General features: G+C 38.7%; 15 protein-coding genes and 1 riboswitch. Of the genes, 1 reads left to right on the top strand and 14 read right to left on the bottom strand.

From position 1 onward, the window contains the following. Entirely contained in the window at positions 1 to 1146 is a 1146-nt protein-coding gene (locus BXY82_RS06365) for a pyridoxal phosphate-dependent aminotransferase (RefSeq protein ID WP_133757315.1), read from the bottom strand. Continuing rightward, positions 1143 to 1970, bottom strand: coding sequence for a prephenate dehydratase (locus tag BXY82_RS06360; RefSeq protein WP_133757314.1), 828 nt, complete (start codon positions 1968 to 1970; stop codon positions 1143 to 1145). The genes BXY82_RS06365 and BXY82_RS06360 overlap by 4 nt, the downstream gene beginning before the upstream one ends. 436 nt (positions 1971 to 2406) lie before the next feature. Here BXY82_RS06360 and gldA point away from each other — a divergent pair, with 436 nt between their 5' ends. Further along, entirely contained in the window at positions 2407 to 3300 is an 894-nt protein-coding gene (gldA, locus tag BXY82_RS06355; protein WP_133757313.1) for a gliding motility-associated ABC transporter ATP-binding subunit GldA, read from the top strand. A gap of 5 nt (positions 3301 to 3305) precedes the next feature. On the opposite strand, the gene BXY82_RS06350 is transcribed toward gldA, so the two are convergent. From BXY82_RS06350 to BXY82_RS06295, 12 genes are all read right to left on the bottom strand, one after another. Beyond that, complete coding sequence (locus tag BXY82_RS06350; RefSeq protein WP_133757312.1) at positions 3306 to 4055, bottom strand: head GIN domain-containing protein; 750 nt, start codon at positions 4053 to 4055, stop codon at positions 3306 to 3308. Between the two features lie 9 nt (positions 4056 to 4064). Then, positions 4065 to 5159: an acyloxyacyl hydrolase gene (locus tag BXY82_RS06345; RefSeq protein WP_133757311.1), complete on the bottom strand. Its 1095-nt coding sequence runs from the start codon at positions 5157 to 5159 to the stop codon at positions 4065 to 4067. A gap of 99 nt (positions 5160 to 5258) precedes the next feature. Beyond that, entirely contained in the window at positions 5259 to 6215 is a 957-nt protein-coding gene (gene metF, locus BXY82_RS06340; RefSeq protein WP_133757310.1) for a methylenetetrahydrofolate reductase [NAD(P)H], read from the bottom strand. Between the two features lie 145 nt (positions 6216 to 6360). Beyond that, positions 6361 to 9036, bottom strand: coding sequence for a methionine synthase (gene metH / locus BXY82_RS06335; protein WP_133757309.1), 2676 nt, complete (start codon positions 9034 to 9036; stop codon positions 6361 to 6363). 83 nt (positions 9037 to 9119) lie between these two features. Continuing rightward, positions 9120 to 10121, bottom strand: a complete 1002-nt coding sequence (locus tag BXY82_RS06330; protein WP_133757308.1) for a homocysteine S-methyltransferase family protein — start codon at positions 10119 to 10121, stop codon at positions 9120 to 9122. A 49-nt stretch (positions 10122 to 10170) separates the two neighbouring features. Beyond that, positions 10171 to 10289, bottom strand: a riboswitch (SAM riboswitch). 57 nt (positions 10290 to 10346) lie between these two features. Further along, positions 10347 to 11237: a cysteine synthase CysM gene (gene cysM, locus BXY82_RS06325; RefSeq protein WP_394345927.1), complete on the bottom strand. Its 891-nt coding sequence runs from the start codon at positions 11235 to 11237 to the stop codon at positions 10347 to 10349. Continuing rightward, positions 11234 to 11995: a serine O-acetyltransferase EpsC gene (epsC, locus tag BXY82_RS06320; protein ID WP_133757307.1), complete on the bottom strand. Its 762-nt coding sequence runs from the start codon at positions 11993 to 11995 to the stop codon at positions 11234 to 11236. The genes cysM and epsC overlap by 4 nt, the downstream gene beginning before the upstream one ends. Before the next feature lie 62 nt (positions 11996 to 12057). Beyond that, the gene (locus BXY82_RS06315) at positions 12058 to 13107 is read right to left on the bottom strand and encodes an NAD(P)/FAD-dependent oxidoreductase (protein ID WP_133757306.1); all 1050 of its coding nucleotides are present in this window, start codon (positions 13105 to 13107) and stop codon (positions 12058 to 12060) included. A gap of 1 nt (position 13108) precedes the next feature. Then, positions 13109 to 13684, bottom strand: coding sequence for a precorrin-2 dehydrogenase/sirohydrochlorin ferrochelatase family protein (locus BXY82_RS06310; protein WP_133757305.1), 576 nt, complete (start codon positions 13682 to 13684; stop codon positions 13109 to 13111). 3 nt (positions 13685 to 13687) lie between these two features. Next, the gene (gene cobA, locus BXY82_RS06305; RefSeq protein ID WP_133757304.1) at positions 13688 to 14455 is read right to left on the bottom strand and encodes a uroporphyrinogen-III C-methyltransferase; all 768 of its coding nucleotides are present in this window, start codon (positions 14453 to 14455) and stop codon (positions 13688 to 13690) included. A 51-nt stretch (positions 14456 to 14506) separates the two neighbouring features. Beyond that, positions 14507 to 16600, bottom strand: coding sequence for a HEPN domain-containing protein (locus BXY82_RS06300; RefSeq protein WP_133757303.1), 2094 nt, complete (start codon positions 16598 to 16600; stop codon positions 14507 to 14509). A gap of 138 nt (positions 16601 to 16738) precedes the next feature. Next, the gene (locus tag BXY82_RS06295) at positions 16739 to 17986 is read right to left on the bottom strand and encodes a sulfate adenylyltransferase subunit 1 (protein WP_133757302.1); all 1248 of its coding nucleotides are present in this window, start codon (positions 17984 to 17986) and stop codon (positions 16739 to 16741) included. Between the last annotated feature and the right edge of the window lie 17 nt (positions 17987 to 18003).

Raw genomic sequence — 18003 nt, 5'->3', positions numbered from 1 at the left:
CTATTTTACTCTTGCAATCGCTTCATCTAATTCTTCTATGGCAGCACATAATGAAAACCTAATATACCCTTCTCCATTGCTTCCAAAAATGGTTCCTGGCGCCACAAATATGGAGTGTTCCTTTAAGATCATATCAATATAGGCTTCAGCAGTTTTATGAGGTGGCAGTTTTGCCCAAACAAAAAGCCCTGTAGCATTCTCGTCGTAAGTACAGTTTAAGGCATCAGCCAATTCCCATACTTTTTTACGGCGTTCTTCATAAACGCTGTTCAAACTAATGAACCACATTTTAGAGCATTTTAGGGCTTCAATAGCACCTTTTTGAATGCCGTAAAACATCCCAGAGTCCATGTTACTTTTCACTTTTAAGATAGCGTCAAGATATTCAGGTCTTCCTGCCACCATCCCTACACGCCAGCCGGCCATATTGAAGGTTTTACTTAAAGAATTCAACTCCAAGCAGACATCTTTTGCGCCTTTGTATTTTAATATGCTTCGCGGATAATCATTCAGCACAAAGCTGTACGGATTATCGTTAATCACCAGTATATTATGACGTTTTGCAAAAGCAATGATGTCCTCAAAAACCTTATTGCTGGCGGTTGCTCCTGTTGGCATATGTGGGTAGCTGATCCACATCAATTTTACTTTTGAGAGGTCACTTTTTTCTAAAGCGATCAAATCAGGACACCACTCGTTTTCTTCAGATAAATCATAAAAAACAGGTGTCGCACCAACAAGTCTTGTTACAGATTGATAGGTTGGGTATCCCGGATTTGGAATTAAAACCTCATCGCCTTCATTCAAAAAAGCCATTGAAATGTGCATAATCCCCTCCTTGCTTCCCATTAAAGGCAGTACTTCAGTCAACGGACTTAAAGATACGCCAAAATGCTCCTTATAGAAACCTGACATGGCTTCTCTTAGTTCTGGCAATCCTTGATAACTTTGATATTTATGTGCCACGGAGTCGTTCAAACTTTCTGTCATTGCAGCTATAACACGAGTTGGCGGCTCTAAATCTGGACTGCCAATACCTAAATTAATAATTGGTTTTCCTTGCGCTTTAAGCAAATTAACTTCTCTCAATTTCTTAGAGAAGTAGTATTCTTCAACGGTATTTAATCGGTTTGCGAAAGTGATCATTGTCGTGCATTTTTATATTCGCCCAAAACTTTAAAGTCTTGTGCCATAATTTCCATTATTGATTTGGCTTTTTGATAATCTTGATATGCTTCGAAAGTGACATCCACAAAAAATGAATATTTCCAAGGTGTCTCGATTTTCGGTAAGGATTGTATTTTGGTAAGGTTTAAATTGCAATCGCTCATCACATTTAAAATAGACGCTAAACTGCCGCGTTTATGATCTAATTCGAATTTTAAAGATGCTTTATTCACTCTTACTTCGTCTACTTCAGAACTAGATGTTTTGGCGATTACAAACCTCGTTTCATTGTGTTTAATAGTTTGGATACTTTCTGAAATAATTTCCAAATCAAACAATTCTGAAGCCAAGCGACTTGCAATAGCACCCACATTTTTTAATTGTTTTTGTTGAATGCGTTGGGCTACCTCAGCAGTATCTTTATCCTCTACCAATTTGATATGCGGATATTTTTTAAAAAACTCCTTACACTGTAATAATGCCATGGGATGGGAATACACCTCTTGTATCTCCTCGATAGATTGCCCGGCCAATCCCATTAAATGATGCTGAATGTCTAGATAATGTTCTCCAATAATTTGCAGATGGTTATTGTCAATTAAAGCATAATTAGGGATAATGGAACCGGCAATTGAATTCTCAATGGCCATAATAACAGCATCTGTTTTGTGGGTTAACACACTTTGTACAGCGCCGTCAAATGTTAGACATTCGTCCACCTTTACTGGAACATCAAAATATTGCATGGCAACGATGTGATGAAATGACCCTTTAATTCCTTGTATGGCAACAGATTTTATCATGTGTTTATTTTATTTCGTTCTTCGAACTCATAACCAATCTTGTAAAATGATCCATTACAAATAATTAACTTAACAGCTTTAAACTTTCAACAGCATCCCGCCTTTCGGCGGGATTAGTTCAACTAGTTCATTTTATTTCGTCCTTCGAACTCATAAAATGAACGTTTCACTAACAAAAAAAGTCCCGATTTTCATCGAGACTTTTACATAAAATTTATAAGTTATAAATTACACATACGAAGTCTCGTTCCTTTTGCTAAAAAAGAAATAATTCCAAGTTTGATATGTGTAAACTGCTGTTCTCATTATTTGATATCGCTAATGTAACTAATAAATCGAATAAACAAAATGTTTTTTTTGTTCTTTTTATATTACAACGATTTCGTTAATTCATTACATATCAAAAATGCTTATTTTTGACCAAATATCTTGAAGCATGTCCATTGAAGTCACTCATCTAACTAAATTATACGCTGATCAAAAAGCGCTTAACAATATTTCTTTTAAGATTAATAAAGGCGAAATTGTTGGGTTCTTAGGGCCAAACGGTGCTGGAAAATCTACGATGATGAAAATTTTGACCACTTATATAGAAGCTACTGAAGGTGGTGCCAGAGTGAACGACTTTGATGTTCAACAAAACGCTCGTGAGGTGCAAAAATGTGTTGGATATTTACCTGAACACAATCCGTTGTATTTGGATATGTATGTTAAAGAATATTTAGCGTTTAATGCCAATGTGTATAATGTTTCCAAAGAACGCATTAAAGAAGTGATTCAACTTACAGGACTAACTCCTGAAGCTCACAAAAAAATAGGTCAGCTTTCTAAAGGCTATCGTCAGCGTGTGGGATTGGCAAATGCTCTGTTACACAATCCTGAGGTGTTGATTTTAGATGAACCTACCACGGGTTTAGATCCAAATCAGTTGGTTGATATTCGTGAATTAATCAAATCTTTAGGGAAAGAAAAAACAGTATTTCTATCTACGCACATTATGCAAGAAGTAGAAGCTATTTGCGATCGCGTTATCATCATCAACAAAGGTGAAATTGTTGCCGATAAAAAACTCACCGATTTAAAAGCTGATCAAGCACAAATAATAGAAGTAGAGTTTGATTACCGTGTGGAAGACGTATTGCTAAATCGTTTAAAACACATTCAAAATGTAAAGAATACGCACGATTTCATTTATGAAATGACCTTTTCAACTAAAGAAGATATGCGTCCGAGCGTTTTTGATTTTGCGCATGACAACGGATTAAAAATCTTACAACTGAATCAGAAAAACAAGAATCTAGAAAGTTTGTTTAGAGAATTAACGGTTTAAAAAGCTTACTCTATTTTTAACTGTCCTTTATACACAGCTTTTACATCAACCACAGGAGGCTCGTTGACCAGAATAATGTTTCCTGTACTCCTGATTTCACCAGTTATGGACTTTTGTGGATTCAAGATCATGTCATTGCTACTGCGATGAAAAACCTCAATATCTTGAACAATAAGGAATCTACCTTCAAAACGAGAGTCGCCAGAACGCGATTCTAACAGCATATTTTCTGCGGTTCCGCTTAAATACATATTTGAAATATTATTGTTCCGAACCCATAAATTCTTACACTTAAGTTCCATTCTGAAATCTCCCGCCGTGTTGTATTTACCTTTTTCATCTGTATCATCAGAAAATATTTTAAACTCTGGGTAACTCAATACACCATCGCTCACTACAGGTAATCCGGTGCTAGACCTGATAAAGGTTATATTTGGCGAACTCACATAAACTTTAGTAAGACCATAATTCCTGGCAATATTACAACTGTTATTATTCTTTAGAATTAGCTGATTACCTACTACTTTTATTGCAATACCATCCAACAGATTTTCACCTGTTTCCAGTGTCACTTTTTGTTCAGGCGCCTCTTTAACAATGAGCTGCACCCGATCATACACAACAATTTCAGTAAATTCTGAAACAACAACCTCCTTTTGGATGATTGCTCCCGATGCCAAAAAACAATCAGGAATATTATTTCCGCTGCATGAAAGCAATAAGGTTGTAATACAGATGTATAGTAATTTCTTCATTTTTTAATTTTATAAGCGCACACCAATTCCAAATTCTACCGCTTCTGCTTTTGCCGCATGCGCCTTTAATGTAATCGCTCCAAAAAACTGATCTCCAAAATAGCGTTTCAAGCCAATTCGGTTATACACACGCCCTTCAAAATCGTAAGGATAATAAACGTAATAGCCCACTTGTGTTAGAAAAGACATTTTATTAATGAACAATTCATGGCCAACAAAAACACCAAATCTTTTATAATCTGTATTAGGATCAATGTTTCGTTCTTGATATGCCACCGAATAATAATAGATTAATTCCTTTAAAAACTGGGCAAAAAATGCTTCTGCTCCTACATGCAATGCACTTTTCCTGTTAATCCGTTTATCTGCATAAAAAGCTAAATTATAAAATGGAAATTGTCCGGTGCCGACAATATCACTTTCATTAACCCCAGTACTAAAAGCGAAATTATATTTAATGTTTTCAGTGAATTCCTTACTTACTGTAGACGGTTGAAACTCGGGTTCCTCCTTATAACCTATCATATAATTGGCTCCTACATTAAAAGCGAAGGTATTAGTAGAACTATTTGGCGCTTTAACATTGGCATTGGAATAATGGATGAGCGAAAGTCCTGCCTGAAAACCTAAGCCCTCAAACAGATTCTCCTTTTTATAATTAAACATGAGATAGGTGGAACTCATCAATTTTGAGCCATACGCAATGTTCGAATAATTAGTCTCCCTATCATAAGGATTTGTAGTGTAGGCAAGACCTTGTCCGATTCGAAGATTTAAGTTTCGTTTTAAAAAATAGAAATTATAATGTGCTGACACCCCGTAATTTTCACCCAAATAAGAATCTTTCATATCCTGATAAACAAATGAAAATCCCCAATCTGGATAATTGTAGCGACTCTCCCAAGGCTTGAATCCGTAGGTTTTTTTATTAAAACTTAAAATGACACCTGAGGGATGATCTGTAATTAGATGTGAAATTCCCGCATTATGTTGCAAGATGGTCCCGTAGAAATAGTTGGCATCAAGAGTGAACACATCCGGATCTTCCTGGGAAAATACGATCGCATTCGTTACACACAATACACCTACTATTAGACGCCTCATTAATTTAAATTAAGCGGCAAATTTAATGCAATAATTAAAATTGTGCTGCTTGTAGGAACCTATCTTTCATATTTACCATGTAAAAGACTCTTGTAGTGCTTAGAAAATTTGCGATGCTATGGTTTGAATATTATCGCTTTTCCCCATTGAATAATAATGCAACACCGGAATGCCTGCTTGTTGCAGTTCTTTAGATTGTTGGATACACCACTCAATGCCCACTTGTTTCACTGCCACATTGTCCTTGCATTTAACAATTTCTAAAATTAAATCTTCAGGTAAGTCCACATGAAAGCGATGTGGCAACAAGTTCAGTTGCTTTTTTGTAGCAATTGGTTTTAATCCAGGAATGATTGGTATCGTGATGCCTTCAGTTCTACATTTGTTTACAAAATCGAAGTATTTCTGATTGTCAAAAAACATTTGGGTCACGACATACTCGGCGCCATTTTTAATCTTCTTCTTTAAAAAATGAATGTCACTTTCCAAACTTGGCGATTCCATATGCTTTTCAGGATAAGCCGCTACGCCAATGCAAAAGTCGGTTTTTGAGGAATTTTGAAGTTCTTCATCCAAGTATACGCCTTCATTTAAAGCGCTAATTTGTTGCACCAAGCCATTAGCATATTCATGCCCATCTTTTTCTGGCCTGAAATAAGTTTCCGTTTTAACGGCATCCCCGCGTAACGCCATCACATTATCGATTCCTAAAAAGTCAAGATCTATCAGAAAATTCTCAGTGTCTTCTTTTGTGAATCCACCACATAAAATATGCGGAATGGCATCTACTTTATATTTATTTTGAATTGCCGCACAAATACCTACGGTTCCTGGTCGCTTCTTTACCACTTGTTTTTTGAGCAGGCCATTTTCCTGTTCTTTAAATACATACTCCTCCCGATGGTAGGTCACATCAATAAACGGCGGTTTAAATTCCATCAATGGGTCAATATTATCAAAAATTGATTGGATGTGCTGCCCTTTTAATGGTGGTAAGATTTCAAAAGAAAATTGTGTATTTCCGTTTGCTTGTTTAATGTGATCTGTTACTTTCATGTGTAATTTCCCCAATGTGGGATTTTTTTTGCCACGAATACACGAATGCTTTCTTGGCCGTATTATTATTTTTTAACTTCTCTGTGTAGCTCTGCGTACCTTCTGGGAGTCCCTGTGAAATTTTCTTCACAAACCCCAACTGACTTTAATCCGCCAAATTAGGATTCAACCATTTTTCCGCTTCCTCATTGCTAATACCGCGTCTTTTGGCGTAATCTTTTAATTGGTCTTGGGTGATTTTCCCGAGTCCGAAATACTTGGATTCTTTATTTCCAAAATAATAGCCTGAAACACTTGCCGCTGGCCACATCGCTAAACTATCTGTAATTTCCACACCAATATTTTCCTTGACCTGCAACAGCTTCCAAATTGTTTTTTTCTCCAGATGGTCAGGACATGCTGGATATCCGGGTGCCGGACGAATGCCTTTATAGCTTTCTTTAATCAATTCGTCATTAGATAAATTCTCATCAGAATCATAGCCCCAATGATTGGTTCTCACTTCCTTATGTAAATATTCTGCAAATGCTTCCGCAAGTCGATCGGCTAGTGCTTTAATCATAATCGAATTGTAATCATCAAGATCTTTCTCATATTGCGCTGCTAATTCTGCGGTTCCAAAACCCGTAGACACACAAAAGCAGCCCATATAATCCTGTTTTCCTGAATCTTTAGGCGCTATAAAATCGGCTAACGCAAAATTCGGCAGGCCTTCCCGTTTTTCTAATTGTTGCCGCAGGGTTAAAAAAGTGACTTGTGTTTTTCCTGAAGCATCGTAAATTTCAATATCATCATCATTAATGGTGTTTGCGGCGTACAATCCGAAAATCGCCTTTGCTTTCAACAGTTTTTCATCCAACACTTTTTTCAATAAAGCTTTTGCATCAGCAAACAACTCCGTCGCCTGTTCACCCACAACTTCATCGGTAAGAATCTCGGGATATTTGCCATGCAAATCCCAACTTCTAAAAAACGGACTCCAATCAATAAAGGCCTCTAATTTTTTAAGCTCAAAGTCTTCGATAATTTGAACGCCCAATTGGTTAGGTTTGACAATTTCAGTAGTGTTCCAATCGATTTTAAATTTGCGTTTTCTGGCTTCTTCAATAGTCACGAAATTTTTCTGTTTGCCACGCTTTAAAAACTGCTCTCGAAATTTTTCGTACTCTTCACGAATTTGCTCTTTATAAACGCGATTGTCCTTTTGAAGTAAATTACCCACCACGGTTACTGCTCTCGAAGCATCATTAACATGCACGACAGTATGGCCGTAATTTGGGGCAATTTTAACTGCAGAATGTGCTCTAGATGTTGTGGCGCCGCCAATCATTAGAGGAATATTGATGTTCTTTTTTTGCATTTCTTTGGACACATACACCATTTCATCTAAAGAAGGCGTAATCAATCCGCTCAAACCGATAATATCGACATTCTCTCTGACAGCAGTTTCAATGATTTTTTCCGGTGGCACCATTACTCCTAAATCGATGATTTCATAATTGTTACAACCTAAAACCACACTCACAATATTTTTACCAATGTCGTGAACATCACCTTTAACGGTCGCCATTAAAACCTTGCCTGCAAACTCCTGCTTGCCATCTTTTTCGGCTTCAATAAACGGTTGCAAATAGGCGACTGCCTTTTTCATGACTCGCGCGGATTTGACTACTTGGGGAAGAAACATTTTACCGCTTCCAAAGAGGTCTCCAACAACACTCATCCCAATCATTAAATGGCCTTCAATAACCTCAATAGGTTTTCCCGTTTGCTGACGCGCTTCCTCTACATCTTCAATGATAAAGGTTTCAATTCCGCGCACCAGCGCATGCGTAATCCGGTCCTGTAAGGCATCATTTCGCCATTCCAAAATTTTGGCAACATCTTCTTTCTTGTCGCCCTTAACCGTCTCGGCAAAATCCAATAAGCGCTCCGTAGCATCCTCACGTCTATCAAACAATACATCTTCAACATGCTCCAATAAATCCTTCGGAATTTCATCATAAATTTCCAACATGGTTGGGTTGACGATTCCCATATTCATCCCATATTGAATGGCGTGATATAAAAATGCCGAGTTGATGGCTTCCCGAACAACAGTATTTCCTCTAAAAGAGAAAGACACGTTACTGACACCACCCGAAACATTGGCGTATGGCAAGTTTTCTCGAATCCATTTGGTTGCCTTAAAAAAGTCTAAGGCATTTAATCGGTGCTCGTCCATGCCGGTTGCGACTGGAAAAATATTAGGATCGAAAATAATGTCCTGAGCAGGAAATTTGACCTTATTTACTAAAATATCATAGGAGCGTTTGCAAATTTCAATACGCCTGTCTAATGTATCGGCCTGGCCATCTTCATCAAACGCCATCACAATTACTGCGGCGCCGTAGCGCTTTACCAATTTGGCTTGTTTGATAAAAGTCTCTTCGCCTTCCTTTAAGCTGATGGAGTTGACCACTGATTTCCCCTGAACCACTTTCAAGCCAGCTTCAATGATTTCCCACTTGGAACTGTCAATCATAATCGGCAACTTGGCAATATCAGGTTCTGACGCAATTAAATTCAAAAATTTGGTCATTGCATATACGCCGTCCAACATGCCTTCATCCATATTGACGTCTATAATCTGGGCACCGCCTTCCACCTGATCACGTGCCACATCTAAGGCTTCACTATAGTTTTCGTCTTTAATAAGTCGCAGGAATTTTCGTGACCCTGTAACGTTGGTGCGTTCACCTACATTTATAAAATTACTCTCAGGAGTCACGATTAATGGTTCGAGTCCTGAAAGTGTTAGGTATTTCTTAGTCTTGCTCATGTTCTTTCTGTTTTTTATCCTTCCGACTTCATTTCTTTTATAGGAAATAAAACCACCTTCCCTTGAAAAAAGGGAAGGAACCTTTAAATGATCACTTCAATTTTTCGAGGTTGATAATTTTTTGCGGTGTCTGCAATTTTCTTAATGTGTTCTGGGGTGGTTCCGCAACATCCGCCTATAATATTGACCAAACCATCTTTCAAATAGTTTTCAATTAAAGCGTTCATCTGATCAGCAGTTTGCTCATATTCGCCAAACGCATTGGGCAGACCGGCATTGGGATGGGCTGACGTGTAAAAGTCAGTTTCGTTGGATAAACGTTGCAAGTAAGGCTGCAACTGATCAGCACCCAATGCACAATTAAATCCGACACTCAGTAACGGAATATGGGAAATGGATAATAAAAACGCTTCCACCGTTTGTCCTGAAAGTGTTCGTCCTGAAGCATCGGTAATGGTTCCGGATACCATTATAGGAATGTCTATATTACGTTCTTCCTTAACTTCTTCAATTGCAAATAAGGCTGCTTTGGCATTTAAAGTATCAAAAATGGTCTCGACCAAAAGGACATCAACGCCACCATCAATTAATGCCTCCACTTGTTGTTTATAGGCAATGCGCAATTCGTCAAACGTAATGGCTCGAAATTCAGGTTTGTTAACATCAGGAGATAAACTCGCCGTTTTATTGGTTGGCCCAATGCTTCCGGCAACAAATCGGGGTTTGTCAGGATTGGTATTGGTAAATTCGTCGGCAACCTGTTTCGCAATCTTAGCAGATTCATAATTCAGTTCGTATACCAGATCTTCCATGTCATAATCGGCCATTGCAATGGTAGTCCCTGAGAAGGTGTTCGTTTCCACAATATCAGCACCCGCCTCAAAATACTTACGGTGCACGTCAGCAATTGCTTGGGGTTGGGTGAGCGACAACAAATCATTATTGCCTTTAACGGAGCTTGGATACTCTTTAAAACGCTCGCCTCGGAAATCTTCTTCCGAAAAATTATAGCGTTGTAGCATGGTGCCCATGGCCCCATCTAAAACTAAAATACGGTGTTGTAATGCGGTTTTTATATCTGACATTCTTGTAAAAAAATAAAAATGTCATCAGGAAAGTGAGAGAAATACACTTTGGTTATCTGTCTAAATCCTGAATAAATTCAGAATAAAGTAGAATTTAGCACCTTCTTTATGAGTAAAGGGTTGCTAAGGCTTCATTGGGTCTAATCCCTCTGCCTTTCGTGATAACAATTATTAATAGTATGAACTAGGGGCGAATTTAAGCCATAAAAAATAGTTGACCAAGTTTTAATCAAATAAATTGGATGATAAATACCGATCTCCAATATCACAAATGATGGCCACGATAACGCCTTGGTCTAAATTTTCTGCCACTTTTAATGCCGCAGCTACGGAACCACCACTACTCATACCAGCAAAAACACCTTCTTCTTTTGCCAATCTATTAGTAGTAACTATGGCTTCTTCTTCACTCACCTCAACAACTTCATCAACTTTTGAGCGATTGAAGATCTTAGGTAGATACGCCTCTGGCCATTTACGAATTCCGGGGATTTTAGCACCGTCTTTAGGTTGCGCCCCAACAATAGTAATGTTTTTATTTTGCTCTTTAAGAAATGTTGAAACCCCCATGATGGTTCCGGTGGTACCCATAGCGGACACGAAATGTGTGACTTCGCCGTTGGTATCTCGCCAAATTTCAGGGCCGGTAGTTTTATAATGGGCTTTCCAATTGTCGTCATTTGCAAATTGGTTCAGCATAAAATACCCTTTGTCTTTTTCTAGTTTTTCTGCAAGATCTCGCGACCCTTCGATCCCTTCATCAGCTGGGGTTAAAATTAATTCGGCGCCGTAAGCACGCATCGTTTTAATCCGCTCTTCAGTCGAATTCTCTGGCATAATCAAGATCATTTTAACGCCTAACAATTGGGCTATAAAAGCCAATGCAATGCCTGTATTGCCGCTAGTGGCTTCCACTAAGGTGTCGCCTTTCTTAATATCACCCCGTTTTAAAGCTTCAGAAATCATATTAAAGGCCGCGCGATCTTTCACACTTCCTCCTGGATTCTTGCCTTCTAATTTTAAAAATAATCGCACCCCTTTTTTAGAAATGATATGTTTCACTTCTACAAGTGGTGTGTTCCCTATTTGATCTATTATCGATTGACTTTTAATCATTTGTTGCGCGTGCTAATCTTAATTTCTGTTTGATAAGTTACTAACGAATTCTCTGGAACGGATTGCGTAATCCATACGTTAGCACCGATGGTACTATTGGCACCAATAACAATATCACCTCCCAAAACCGTAGCGTTGGCATAGATGGTAACGTTATCTTCAATGGTTGGATGTCTTTTGGTGTCTGAAAACTCCTTTTTAATTTGAATACCACCCAAAGTGACGCCTTGATAAATTTTCACGTTATTTTTGATGATGGCCGTCTCACCGATAACAATGCCCGTACCATGATCTATATAGAATGAATCGCCGATGGTGGCGCCGGGATGAATATCAATACCGGTTAAACCGTGCACATGTTCACTCATCATTCGTGAAATGACGAAATATTTTAAATTGTATAAGGCATGACTAAGTCTATGGATGGCAATCGCGTGAAAACCAGGATAGGCCAAATAGACTTCCGTTAAACTTCGTGCTGCCGGGTCGCCTTTTTCAATAGCAATGGCGTCTAAATCGAGCTTTTCTCGAATAGTACTGAATTGTTTTTCAAATTGCAACCATGTGTCTTCACCATCCTCTAATTTCAGTTTCTTGGTAATCTTAAGAAAAGTGTCCTTTACAAACTGACAGTTATGATTCCGATATTCTTCATCAAACAGCATATAAAACAAAGCGTTCGTGAAGGTTTCTATAGGATCTTTCAAACAGATATTAAACGTTTGAAACTGGTTGAGATGATGCGATACTTTACTCATATATTGATATTACGTGTTATTCATAACTATAATATCAAAATTAAGCATTTATTTTCTGCCATTTATTGAATCGCTTGCACAACTGCTTTTGGAGCTTCTTTTCGAGATCCATCAAACCCATTAATACCACTGACCGTTGTGTACTTAAGCACATACTTTTTACCAGGATTAATGATTTGATATGCTGATTGGCACATGAGCGTTGCTTCATGAAAGCCACACAGAATCAACTTTAATTTTCCAGGATACGTATTGACATCGCCTATGGCAAAAATTCCCGGAATATTGGTTTGGTAGTCAAACGTATCCACTTTTATGGCGTTTTTTTCAATCTCCAATCCCCAATCTCCAATTGGTCCTAATTTTGGCGACAATCCAAAGAGTGGAATAAAATGGTCCGCTTCATATAAAATTTTCTCTCCGTCGTGTTCTATGGTGACACCTTCCAATCTTTTGTAACCGTGTAAAGCAGTAACTTCAGAGGGTGTGATAAGATTGATTTTTCCTAACAATTTTAATTCCTGCACCTTTTCTACGGAATCTAAAGCGCCCCTAAATTCATTACGTCGGTGTACGAGTGTCACTTCTGCAGCAATATCAGCTAAAATGATACTCCAATCTAAAGCTGAATCCCCACCTCCAGAAATCACCACCTTTTTATTTCTGTACACTTCAGGATCTTTAATAAAATAGTCGACCCCTAAATCTTCATAATATGCAATATTGTCAATCAAAGGTTTTCGAGGTTCAAATGACCCTAATCCGCCAGCAATAGCTACAATTGGCGCATGATGTTTGGTGCCTTTATTTGTCGTGACTATAAAACTACCATCCTCTTGTTTTTCTATGGTTTCTGCACGTTCGCCCAAGGTAAAGCCCGGTTCAAATTGTTTGCCTTGCTCCAATAAATTTTTTGTTAAATCGCCCGCCAAGATATCAGGAACACCTGGAATGTCATAAATGGGTTTTTTAGGATATAATTCTGAACATTGGCCACCTGGTTGGGGTAATGCGTCAATCAAGTGGCATTTGAGTTTTAACAATCCGGCTTCAAAAACGGTAAATAGTCCTGTAGGTCCTGCTCCTATTATTAAAATGTCTGTTGTAATCATGTTATTTACTAATTAAGGTTTCGGTTATTTTGTTGAGTGCATGCACTTTTTGCTCAAAATTTCCTTTTATTGTTTTTCTGTACTGATTTAAATTTTCTACCATTGCATTCACATCTTCTGGAATGACATCTTCAAAAAACTGACGTAGTCGTTTCGCTGTTGTTGGCGATTTTCCGTTGGTAGAAATGGCTATTTTGACGTTGCCCTTTGTAACGATGCCACCGAGGTAGAAATCGCAATACTCTGGCGTATCCGCAACATTTACCAATAAATTTCGTCGTTTTGCATCGCTATAAACTTGCTTGTTGACCTCCAAGTTATCCGTGGTGGCTATCACCAAGTCTTTATCGCATAAAAACGCATCATCATAGGCCATGACGATCAGATTGATGTTGAATTGTGCCGCAAGCGTTTTGACCTCATCTCTAAAAAAAGGAGCGACCATCTCTACATTGGCGTTGGGACTCGATTTTAATAAAAAGGTGAGTTTCTCTAAGGCTACATTGCCACCGCCCACGATAAGGGTTTGGATCTGATGCATTTTTAAAAAAATAGGATATAAATTATTGCGTTCCATGGTTTATGCCGTTAGGAGTTGATGGTTTAGGTCTGATAATGCCGAATCGAGTTGGACCCGTTGGTTAACCACTTCGCCAATAACAATAATTGCGGGGTTGGCAAGATTCTGGTTTTTGACAACATCACAAATAGTTGTGACCGTACCAACTCCAAATTTTTCATCTTTTGTGGTTCCATTTTGAATGATGGCAACGGGGGTCTGCTCTTTTCCTTCAGATGAAAATACAGCAACAATTTCAGACAGTTTACCCATGCCCATTAAGATGACGACCGTTGCTGTAGATTGGGCAGCAAGTTTGACGTCATTGGACAATTGATGTGATTTCGTAGTACCAGTTATGACCCAAAAACTTTCAGAAGCACCCCGTTTTGTCAATGGAATGCCTTGGTAGGCAGGAACAGCTAAAGCTGATGAAATGCCTGGCACCACATACGTTTCTATTCCATGTTGACGCGCAACATCAATTTCTTCTGCACCACGACCAAAAATAAAAGGATCTCCTCCTTTTAATCGGAGTACATGTCCGTGCGATTTAGCCCGTGCCACAATCAAATCGTTAATTTGATCTTGCTGATAGGCATAACATCCTTTGCGTTTACCTACAAAGATGAGTTCTGTCTGTGGCGATGCATAGTCTAATAAGGCCACATTGATTAAGGCATCATATAAAATGACATCAGCAGATGCAATCGCTTTGATAGCTTTTAAAGTGATGAGTTCCGGATCTCCTGGCCCTGCACCAACGACTGTTAATTTTGGAGTTTTCATTTTTTTGTTTTTTGAAACCTACAAAGCTTTGAAAACTTCACAGATTGGATTTTAAATTGCAACGAATTGTTTCTGCGCTCTATAAGCTCTTGCTGTGGCTAAAAACACGAAAGCGTTTTTAATATATGCCTTAGCGAAGGCTTCTGTTGGCGCATTTTCCTTAATTTGATAGATGATTTCTGAAAAAGACGTTGCCAAACTTATTTTCTTGGAGTCTATAAACACTTCATCAAACTGACTGATAATTCCGGCTTGAGTATTTGTAGTAATATCCTCAGAAATCAGGAGCGCTTTTGCCGTATTTACCATCGCACTGTAGGCAAAATAGATGGCGTTGGAATATACTTTATGACCTAAAGCTTCATTGGCCCTATCAATTTTTTCTTCACTTTCCAAAAACAAGGTGGCTATCAAATCAATCATTACACCCGCACATTCGCCTATTCCAATGGCCTTTACATAAGCTTCATTGGTACCCCAATCAATAAAATCGTCTTGGGATAAATTGGTCACGTCAGACAAGTCGGTTAAAAGATTATAAAAATACTTTTCGCCTTGGGCTATATAATAATCCAAGAAAGCTTGACCATTGGCATTAGCTTCAAAATCATTCAAAATTCGGCGTAAAGCCTCTGGTCCTCTTTTACTTGGGATTTTTACTACTTTGTCTGCATACACGCCTTTCCCGTTCCCTAAATTTCCACCGCCCAGCAACACTTGAAGTGCAGGCGCCACCAGTTTGTCTGGAGTTCTGACAGACATGCCCTGAAACCCGATATTGGCCATATTGTGCTGACCACAAGCGTTCATACAACCGCTAATTTTAATGACCAAATCATTATTATTGACATAGTGTGGATACTCGCTTTTAATGACACGCTCCAATTCTTCCGCAATGCCTGTACTACTGGCAATACCTAAATTACAGGTATCTGTACCGGGACATGCCGTAATATCAACCGCTTTATTATAGCCCACTTCCGTAAAACCAAGTTTATCTAATTCTTGATAGAAATATGGTAACAAGTCTTCCTTCACAAACGGAATTAGAATATTTTGACGTAAGGTCAATCGGATTTCTCCTGCGGCATACTTCTCAACCAAATCAGCCAACAAACGTGCTTTATCCGTATAGAAATCGCCAAGCAAGACTTTTATTCCTATAGCCACATAGCCATTTTGCTTTTGAGGAATAACGTTGGTTGATTTCCACAGATCAAAAGCCTCTTTATTTTTGAGGACTACTTTAGGCGTTTCAATGTCGGCTGGTACTGAAATTGGATAATCTTTAACATCAATAGGAATGGTCGTTTGCGCAATTGCTTCTTGTTCTTCATCAACCAAACGCTTGAACTCTTCTAATCCAATAGCATTAATGAGGAATTTCATACGGGCCTTTGCGCGACTTTTACGTTCGCCATGACGATCAAACACTCGTAACACGCCTTCCATTAGTGGAATAATTCTGTCCGTTGGTAAAAATTCATAAAGCACATCTGCAAGTCGAGGTTGTGAGCCCAAGCCGCCACCTAACATCACTTTAAAACCTCTGATACCATGTTCAGTTTTGGCAATAAACCCTAAATCGTGCATGTATGACAAGCCCGAATCTTCATCGGAAGCCGAGAAGGACACCTTGAATTTCCGTCCCATATCTTGACAGATAGGATTCCGCAAAAAGAATCGAAACACCGCATGGGCATAAGGCGAGACATCAAAAGGTTCGTTGATATCAATCCCAGCAGTTTCGCTTGCCGTAACATTTCTTACGGTATTCCCACAGGCTTCACGGATGGTCATCGCATCTTTTTCTAGCTCAGACCAAAGTTCTGGCGTCCTGTCAACATCCACGTAATGAATTTGAATATCCTGCCGTGTAGTGATATGCAGTCGTCCGCGAGAATATTCGTCAGAAACATCCGCAATACGTTTTAGTTGTTGACTCATCACCTTCCCGTAGGGCAACTTGATACGCACCATCTGCACCCCTGGTTGTCTTTGCCCATAAATACCACGTGCCAACCGCACACTTCTAAATTGATCGTCATCAATCTTGCCATATTTGAAGAGCTCAATCTTTTGGGCTAAATCGATAATGTCCTTTTCGACGACTGGATTTTCTAATTCTGTTCTAAAACTTTGCATAAAAAGTCCCTATTAACCGTCCATTTTGACTGCGGTTGATGCAGGCTCAGGAAGGAATTCTAACTCGGGTAAGCGAGAATATTGTTAGTAATCTGTTTTATGAAACCAGCAAATTCCGATTTTGTGGGAGTGAAATTTTTACTGAATAAAACCCACACCAACGGTATTATTGGATTGTGAATCGATTAAAATAAACGAGCCATTGGTCCTGTGATTTTTGAACGGGTCGAAAAATATGGACTTATTCAACTTAAATGTGACAGAGGCGATATCATTCATCCCTAAAGCACTTATATGTTCTTCAATGCCTGAATAGTCTGGATGAATCTTATGGTGGATGGCATCTACCTTTGCCAAGACTTTATTCACGCCATGTTGCAACACATATTTGTTTCCCGTAACTAAATTTTGCGAATCCATCCAAGAAATGGTCGCGGTAAACTGTTTATCAATAGTTGGCAAGTCGTCAACTTTCACTAACATATCCCCTCTACTCACATTGATATCATCTTCCAAAGTGATGGTCACTGAAGAGCGTCTTGAAGCCGTTTGGTAAGATTGGTCATACAGATAAATCTCTTTTATTTTTGACTTGGTTTGTGATGGCAAAGCAACCACTTCGTCACCAACACTTAATTCACCTCCATATACTTTGCCCGCATAGCCCCTGAAATCATGGAATTCCTCCGTTTTGGGCCTGATCACATATTGCACAGGAAATCTTGGAGTCCCTACATTATAAACATCTTCAGTATCTAACAGTTCAAAGTGCTCCAACAAGGTTTGGCCTTTGTACCATGGCGTGTTTCTAGATTTATGCACGACATTATCACCTTTTAACGCACTTACCGGAATGAAGGTGATGTTCTGATCTTGATAATCACGTTTCTGCATCAAGGTTTCAAAATCAGCTTTGATCTTATTATAGATGTCTTCAGAAAAATGGACCAAATCCATTTTATTAATCGCCACGATCACCTCTTTGACCCGCAATAAATTATTGATAAAGAAATGACGGTTGGTTTGTTCAATAACGCCTTTTCTAGCATCAATTAAAATGATGGCCGCTTGTGAAGTAGAGGCACCTGTAACCATATTTCTTGTGTATTCTACATGGCCAGGAGTATCTGCTATGATATAACTTTTGGTTTGTGTGGAGAAATAGATGTGCGCCACATCAATGGTGATGCCCTGCTCTCTTTCCGCTACCAACCCATCCGTAGCCAAAGAAAAATCGAGATAATCGTAACCTTTTTGTTTGCTAGTTTTCTCTATGGCTTCGAGTTTATCACTCGTTAAGGATTTTGTGTCGTAAAGAATTCTTCCAATTAAAGTGCTTTTTCCGTCATCTACACTTCCTGCCGTTGCTATTTTTAAAACTTCCATATTTTTTAGTATTAAGT

The organism is Gelidibacter sediminis (assembly GCF_004364975.1).
In the GTDB taxonomy this organism is placed as follows: Bacteria; Bacteroidota; Bacteroidia; order Flavobacteriales; family Flavobacteriaceae; genus Gelidibacter; species Gelidibacter sediminis.
This window is presented reverse-complemented; position numbering and strand designations above follow the sequence as displayed.

Excerpts from the sequence above, each read along its gene's own strand:
- BXY82_RS06360 (WP_133757314.1), bottom strand. The coding sequence starts at position 1,970 with ATGATAAAATCTGTTGCCATACAAGGAATTAAAGGGTCATTTCATCAC.
- BXY82_RS06295 (WP_133757302.1), bottom strand. The coding sequence starts at position 17,986 with ATGGAAGTTTTAAAAATAGCAACGGCAGGAAGTGTAGATGACGGAAAA.
- epsC (WP_133757307.1), bottom strand. The coding sequence starts at position 11,995 with ATGAGTAAAGTATCGCATCATCTCAACCAGTTTCAAACGTTTAATATC.
- BXY82_RS06345 (WP_133757311.1), bottom strand. The coding sequence starts at position 5,159 with ATGAGGCGTCTAATAGTAGGTGTATTGTGTGTAACGAATGCGATCGTA.
- BXY82_RS06315 (WP_133757306.1), bottom strand. The coding sequence starts at position 13,107 with ATGATTACAACAGACATTTTAATAATAGGAGCAGGACCTACAGGACTA.
- BXY82_RS06350 (WP_133757312.1), bottom strand. The coding sequence starts at position 4,055 with ATGAAGAAATTACTATACATCTGTATTACAACCTTATTGCTTTCATGC.
- metH (WP_133757309.1), bottom strand. The coding sequence starts at position 9,036 with ATGAGCAAGACTAAGAAATACCTAACACTTTCAGGACTCGAACCATTA.
- cysM (WP_394345927.1), bottom strand. The coding sequence starts at position 11,237 with ATGATTAAAAGTCAATCGATAATAGATCAAATAGGGAACACACCACTT.
- BXY82_RS06310 (WP_133757305.1), bottom strand. The coding sequence starts at position 13,684 with ATGGAACGCAATAATTTATATCCTATTTTTTTAAAAATGCATCAGATC.
- gldA (WP_133757313.1), top strand. The coding sequence starts at position 2,407 with ATGTCCATTGAAGTCACTCATCTAACTAAATTATACGCTGATCAAAAA.
- BXY82_RS06300 (WP_133757303.1), bottom strand. The coding sequence starts at position 16,600 with ATGCAAAGTTTTAGAACAGAATTAGAAAATCCAGTCGTCGAAAAGGAC.
- BXY82_RS06365 (WP_133757315.1), bottom strand. The coding sequence starts at position 1,146 with ATGATCACTTTCGCAAACCGATTAAATACCGTTGAAGAATACTACTTC.
- BXY82_RS06330 (WP_133757308.1), bottom strand. The coding sequence starts at position 10,121 with ATGTCAGATATAAAAACCGCATTACAACACCGTATTTTAGTTTTAGAT.
- cobA (WP_133757304.1), bottom strand. The coding sequence starts at position 14,455 with ATGAAAACTCCAAAATTAACAGTCGTTGGTGCAGGGCCAGGAGATCCG.
- metF (WP_133757310.1), bottom strand. The coding sequence starts at position 6,215 with ATGAAAGTAACAGATCACATTAAACAAGCAAACGGAAATACACAATTT.